The sequence below is a fragment of the Candidatus Thiopontia autotrophica genome, assembly GCF_982804495.1.
This window is the reverse complement of record NZ_CEYDPX010000035.1, coordinates 1-5,925: the sequence shown is the minus strand read 5'-3', so window position 1 is coordinate 5,925 and position 5,925 is coordinate 1. Positions and strand designations below refer to the sequence as shown.

Genomic DNA, 5,925 nt, shown 5'->3' with positions numbered 1-5,925 from the left:
CTAGTTACCACCCTATGGCTGTTACTGGCCAGAGGCCATTCGGGGCGAAGCGGAGCGGTTCCTGATGTATAATCCCTGCCCATGCAACTGATCGCAATTGCCGTAGGAGGTGCCCTTGGGTCCGTGATGCGTTATCTCGTATCCAATGGGATCTATGGCTGGCTGGGGCGTGGTTTTCCATGGGGAACCATGACCGTCAATGTGCTCGGTTCCCTGGTTATGGGGCTACTGTTTGTTCTGCTGACTGAGAGGTTGGCGTTGGGGCCACAGTGGCGCGCATTTTTATTGATCGGGTTTCTTGGTGCATTTACCACATTCTCGTCCTTCTCTATGGAGACACTTAATTTGCTGGAGGGTGGAGAGGTGATGCGGGCAGTGTTGAATATGGTTGGTAGTGTGGTGGTCTGTGTTGGTGCTGCATGGTTGGGTGTGATTGTTGGACGGATGTCATGGGGGTAGTGAGATGAGTCTTAAGAAAGAGTCGGTGACAGTGGTGCGGATCTATCTCTCTGAAGAGAAGGCCCATCTGGAGCAGTTGCTCAAGAGGCTGCACGATTGGGAAAAGATATCAGGGGTTACAGTGTTTAGAGGTATCTCTGGATATGGTGAAAATGGAGAAATTCATACAGGAACACTACTGGATATTTCGCTAAACCTCCCAGTGGTAGTCGAGTTTTTTGATAAGCCGGAGAAGATTGATGAGGTGTTGGACCATCTGAGTTCAACTATTGAGCCGTCACATATGGTCTGCTGGTCGGCTGAAAGATTAATGAAGGATTGAGAATTAAGAGATGTTGGATCCGAAGATAGTACGAGATGATCTTGAGGGAGTAACAGCTGGGCTGGCTCGCAGGGGATACATCCTGGATGCAGAAGGCATGGCTGCACTGGAGTCTCGCAGAAAAGAGACGCAGGTGCGCACCCAGGAGCTGCAGAATCAGCGCAATAGCAAGTCCAAGGGGATCGGCCAGGCCAAGGCGAAGGGGGAGGATATTCAGCCTCTGCTGGATGAGGTTGCAAGGCTGAAGGGTGATCTGGAATCTGCAGAGCAGGAGCTTGCAGCAATTCAGGCAGAGATGAGCGAGCTGATGATGGGGGTTCCAAATATCCCTCATGAATCCACACCGGATGGCAAGGGTGAGGACGATAATGTAGAGATCCGTCGCTGGGGCGAACCTGCAACATTAAGCTTTAAGCCCAAGGATCACGTTGATCTGGGGGTTGCCTTGAAGGGGATGGATTTTGAGGTTGCAGCAAAGATCACCGGGTCACGTTTTGTGGTTATGCATGGTGAGATGGCACGCCTCCACCGTGCGCTGACCCAGTTTATGCTGGATACTCACACCCAGGATCATGGCTATAGTGAGGTCTATGTACCCTATGTTGTAAACAGTAACAGTCTCAAGGGGACAGGGCAGCTGCCGAAATTCAAGGAGGATCTATTTGCTCTCGGCACAGCAGGGATCCCGGAAGAGGAGCAGGCGAAGGACTACTACCTGATTCCAACGGCAGAGGTTCCAGTAACCAACCTGGTACGTGACGAGATTATTCCGGCAGATGAACTACCTAAAAAGTTTGTTGCCCATACCCCCTGTTTCCGTAGTGAGGCTGGATCCTATGGCAGAGATACTCGTGGCATGATTCGTCAGCACCAGTTTGAGAAGGTGGAGTTGGTACAGATGGTGCGCCCAGAGGATTCCGCGGCAACACTTGAGTCACTTACCGAGAATGCCGAGAAAATTCTGCAGAAGCTGGAGCTTCCATACAGGGTGATGGCGCTCTGTACGGGAGATATTGGTTTCTCATCTACCAAGACTTATGACCTTGAGGTATGGCTCCCGGGGCAGAGTGCCTATCGCGAGATATCCTCATGCAGCAGTTTTGGGGATTTCCAGGCGCGCCGGATGCAGGCTCGTTGGAGAAACCCGGAGACGGGTAAACCAGAACTGCTTCATACTCTGAATGGTTCCGGACTTGCGGTTGGCAGAACACTGGTTGCAGTATTGGAAAATTATCAGCAAGAGGACGGCTCGGTAGTAATACCTGAGGTGCTGCGTAGTTACATGGGTGGCATAGATAAAATCTGTTAGGAGTTCGTACTTTTGGATTATTTACCAATTTTTGTTGATGTAAAAGATCGTCCCTGCCTGGTGGTTGGAGGTGGTGAGGTTGCGGCACGTAAAGTGCAGCTGTTGCTGCGTGCAGGGGCTGCTGTTGAGGTGGTCTCTCCGGAGCTGGGATCCACAATGTCTATCTTTCATGAGAAGGGAGAGATCAGGTGGATAGAGGAGAGCTTCCAGCCATCTCATGTTGGCAACCATATACTGCTCTATGCGGCCACAGATCAGAATGAGATCAACCAGCAGGTGTCCGACCTGGCAACAGAGAGGAATATACCGGTAAATGTGGTTGATACCCCGGATCTCTGTACCTTTATTACTCCATCCATCATCGACCGCTCTCCGGTTGTAGCAGCTATCTCCACTGGAGGCGCATCACCTGTACTTGCAAGGCTGATTCGCTCACGTCTGGAGTCAATGATTCCATCTGCTTATGGAAAACTGGCAACCCTGGCGGCAAGTTTTCGTGGCAAGGTACAAGAGAAGATACAGCCCAAGCAGCGTCGTCTCTTCTGGGAGAGGGCGTTTCAGGGGCCGATTGCAGAGATGATCTTTTCGGGCCGAAAGCAAGAGGCCGAGCATGCGCTGGATGAGATGGTTGATATCTGCTCCCGCAAGGAGGGCGATGAGCTCAATCAGGGAGAGGTCTATCTGGTGGGGGGAGGCCCGGGGGATCCTGATCTTCTAACATTCCGTGCCCTGCGGCTTATGCAGCAGGCTGATGTAGTGGTCTATGACCGTCTTATCTCACCAGCTGTGCTCGACCTGACCCGTCGTGATGCAGAGAGAATCTATGTGGGCAAGGAGAGCAGTAACCACTCTGTCCCTCAGGATGAGATTAATGAACTGCTGGCGCATCTTGCAACAGATGGTAAGAGGGTGTTGCGACTCAAGGGTGGAGATCCATTCATCTTTGGGCGTGGTGGTGAGGAGATCGAATTGTTGGCAGAGAAGGGTATTCCGTTCCAGGTGGTTCCAGGAATTACCGCTGCATCCGGTATCTCATCGTATGCAGGAATACCGCTGACCCATCGTGACCATGCTCAATCTGTTACCTTTGCTACCGGTCACCTCAAAGATGGAACCTCTGATCTCAACTGGAGTGCACTCGCACAGCCTGGTCAGACCATTGTCTTCTATATGGGGCTGAAGGGTATCGAGACCATTGCGGCCAAATTGATAGAGCACGGAATGGATCCAGACACCCCGGCAGCACTTGTGCAGAAGGGGACCACGCCAGATCAAAAAGAGTATATCGGTACCCTGGTAACTCTGCCGCAGATTGTTGCTGAATCAAAGATCAAGCCGCCTACCCTGATTATTATCGGTAGTGTGGTAACCCTGCACGACAGCCTGGACTGGTTCCAGCCTGATGAGCAGAGGGGGAATGAACCACGTGTCTTCTGATCTTAAAATACCAACCATACCGGACGAATACTTTGTTGCTGCCCTGCGGCTTATAGGTATGGCTAGCCTTAATGGTGCCTACCACGCCTCGGAGTTCAAAAAAGTTGGGGAGGTGTATGATCTGTTAAATGCACTACTGCATGTCTATACTGAAGATAGCTCCGATAATGAGTTGGCTGATGGCAATGAGGAGGGGGCAGAGAGCCCGCGTCTGACCATGGACCACCTCTTTATTGTTGAAGTTGCAGTTGCCTTTGCTTTGGAACGAGGTAAACTGAACGAACAGAAAGATCTGGCTGAGGCTGTTCATGCTGGTTTCAAAGAGCATAATGATGCGATCAGAAAGCAGTCAGCAGAGGCAGACACAAACCAAACACCATAAGGAATAATGAGATGCTAGTAAAAGATATCATGACTCGCCATATTCGTACTGTACAACCAGATACTCCCATGAGAGAGGTCGTCTCTGCAATGACACTCTATCGTGTGAGCGGTCTGCCGGTGTTGGATGATGATGAAAAACTGATAGGTTTTATTGCAGAGAAGGATGTGCTACATCATATGTTTCCATCACTGGAAGAGGTTATGGACCAGGGGCAGACCATCAACTTTGAGGATATGGAGATGGAGTATTCTCAGGTGCTTGGGCTTAAGGTTAGTGATCTTATGACAACAGGTGTTATCGGGGTTACAGAGGATATGCCTATCCTTAAGGCCACCTCGGTTATGGTGCGTCACCGTTTCCGCCGTATTCCGGTAATTGATGGAGACAAATTGCTCGGCATGATGAGCCTTGGTGATGTCCACAAGGCGATCTTCAAGGAGTCAATCGCAGACGCCTGCGCAACTGTTTAATTTTACCTTTGTGGTTGGTGATCCAACCCTCTGATCTGGAGCACACGTACAAAGACAGAGTTCTGTCTAAAGATGTGGCTGCAGGTTATATTGGCAATAACAATTACCAACATTCCAGGAAGAATAATGTTTGGATTGCTGGTCAGCTCCAGTAGCGCAATCAGTGCAGCAAGCGGGGCCTGAAGCACCGCACTCATCATTGCTCCCATCCCCAATATGGCATAAAAACCTATATCCGAGACAGGTGCTCCGATTAGCTCTGTGGCAAGTAACCCAAGCGCCCCTCCAAGAGCGGCACCAATAAACAGCGTTGGGCTGATAAGCCCCATCGGCATACCCAGACCAACAGCCATTGCAGTGGCAAACAGCTTTGCAAAGGCTATCGCCAACAGCAAATTGATGGTGAACTGGTTGTTGTTGAGAATAGTAGATATGGTGTCATTACCAAGCCCCATAATTTGTGGAAAGAACCATGCGATAGCCCCGGTTAACAGACCGGCAGCAACCATTCGCAGCATTACTGGTTTTCCAGAAAAGCGCTGCATCCCGATCATGGTGCGACTGAATAGCGCCCCCATTGCACCAATAATAAAAGAGAAGAGCAGAATAAACGGAATCTCATCCATGCTCTCTATCCTGATCTCGGATGGCACCACAAACATAAGCTCGGCAGAGTAGAAGTTGCTGGCCATCATTGCCGCAACCACTGAAGAGATAATGATTGGGGTGAAGCCTGCAACTGTATACTCAAGCAGAATCACCTCCATCGCAAAGATGACACCGGCCATTGGGGTATTGAAAGAGGCGGCAATAGCAGCTGCGGAACCACACCCAACCAAAATGCGCAGGTTACTGTTGGAGAGATTCATCGACTGACCCAAAAGGCTGCCTGCGGCAGAACCGAGATGTACTGCAGGCCCTTCACGTCCGGCAGACTCCCCAAAAATTATTGCCAGAATCCCGCCAAAAAACTGCACGATTGCATTTTTTAGCTTTAGCTTGCCCTCGTGGTAATTCATTCGTTCCATTACATGAGCAACACCGGTAACCCTGTGTTCATCCTTAAACAGTAGCAGGAACAGACCGATCACAACGCCACCAATGACTGGTGTAACAAAGTGGAGATAGGAGGGAAGCTCCTCAAAATTTTCTGATCCTGCTCCCGGAAGCAGAACAGATAGAGGCCACTCAAACATAAAGCGGAACAGAATAATAACCAGACTGGTTAGCAGACCAACAACAAGCCCCAGCAGAACCAGTTTGGGTAGCTCATCATCAGACCGGAACAGTCTTCTGAATACACGGAGAACATCTCTTTTTGGGTTGGCCACAATGGAGACTATTCTACCAATATTTACTTTTGGTTAACTTTATAAAAATAATCGACAAAAAGTATTGGTAATGATAATCATTATCATGTATGGTGTATATGTGGCTGGGGTGATTTTGACTGTTTCTGTCACGGAAGACGTTTTCCTCCCATACTCTTCCTTATTGTTGAACAGCAGTTAATAGTTACGATCGAATTGCCTCAGTACACACT

7 protein-coding genes are annotated in these 5,925 nt (G+C 49.7%); 6 read left to right on the top strand and 1 reads right to left on the bottom strand.

What is annotated here, in order from left to right; genetic code table 11:
- The first annotated feature begins 81 nt into the window (after positions 1-81).
- Genes crcB through AC3ZFK_RS07975 form a run of 6 tightly spaced genes read left to right on the top strand, consistent with a single transcriptional unit; the run spans position 82 to position 4,382 of the window.
- Positions 82-459: a fluoride efflux transporter CrcB gene (crcB, locus tag AC3ZFK_RS08000; protein WP_487507408.1), complete on the top strand. Its 378-nt coding sequence runs from the start codon at positions 82-84 to the stop codon at positions 457-459.
- A gap of 4 nt (positions 460-463) precedes the next feature.
- Positions 464-781 carry a DUF190 domain-containing protein gene (locus AC3ZFK_RS07995; protein ID WP_487507407.1) on the top strand — a complete coding sequence of 106 codons (318 nt, stop codon included), beginning with the start codon at positions 464-466 and terminating at the stop codon, positions 779-781.
- A gap of 10 nt (positions 782-791) precedes the next feature.
- On the top strand, positions 792-2,090 hold the full coding sequence (gene serS, locus AC3ZFK_RS07990; protein WP_487507406.1) for a serine--tRNA ligase: 1,299 nt from the start codon (positions 792-794) through the stop codon (positions 2,088-2,090).
- 12 nt (positions 2,091-2,102) lie between these two features.
- A complete protein-coding gene (gene cysG, locus AC3ZFK_RS07985) occupies positions 2,103-3,527 on the top strand; it encodes a siroheme synthase CysG (protein ID WP_487507405.1) in 1,425 nt (474 codons plus the stop codon).
- Positions 3,508-3,909: a hypothetical protein gene (locus AC3ZFK_RS07980; RefSeq protein WP_487507404.1), complete on the top strand. Its 402-nt coding sequence runs from the start codon at positions 3,508-3,510 to the stop codon at positions 3,907-3,909. The genes cysG and AC3ZFK_RS07980 overlap by 20 nt, the downstream gene beginning before the upstream one ends.
- Before the next feature lie 11 nt (positions 3,910-3,920).
- Positions 3,921-4,382 (top strand): CBS domain-containing protein, encoded by a 462-nt coding sequence (locus AC3ZFK_RS07975; RefSeq protein WP_487507403.1) that lies wholly within the window; start codon positions 3,921-3,923, stop codon positions 4,380-4,382.
- A 2-nt stretch (positions 4,383-4,384) separates the two neighbouring features.
- Here the strand turns inward: AC3ZFK_RS07975 and AC3ZFK_RS07970 are convergent, their stop codons facing one another.
- Positions 4,385-5,713, bottom strand: coding sequence for a chloride channel protein (locus tag AC3ZFK_RS07970; RefSeq protein ID WP_487507402.1), 1,329 nt, complete (start codon positions 5,711-5,713; stop codon positions 4,385-4,387).
- Positions 5,714-5,925 lie beyond the last annotated feature (212 nt).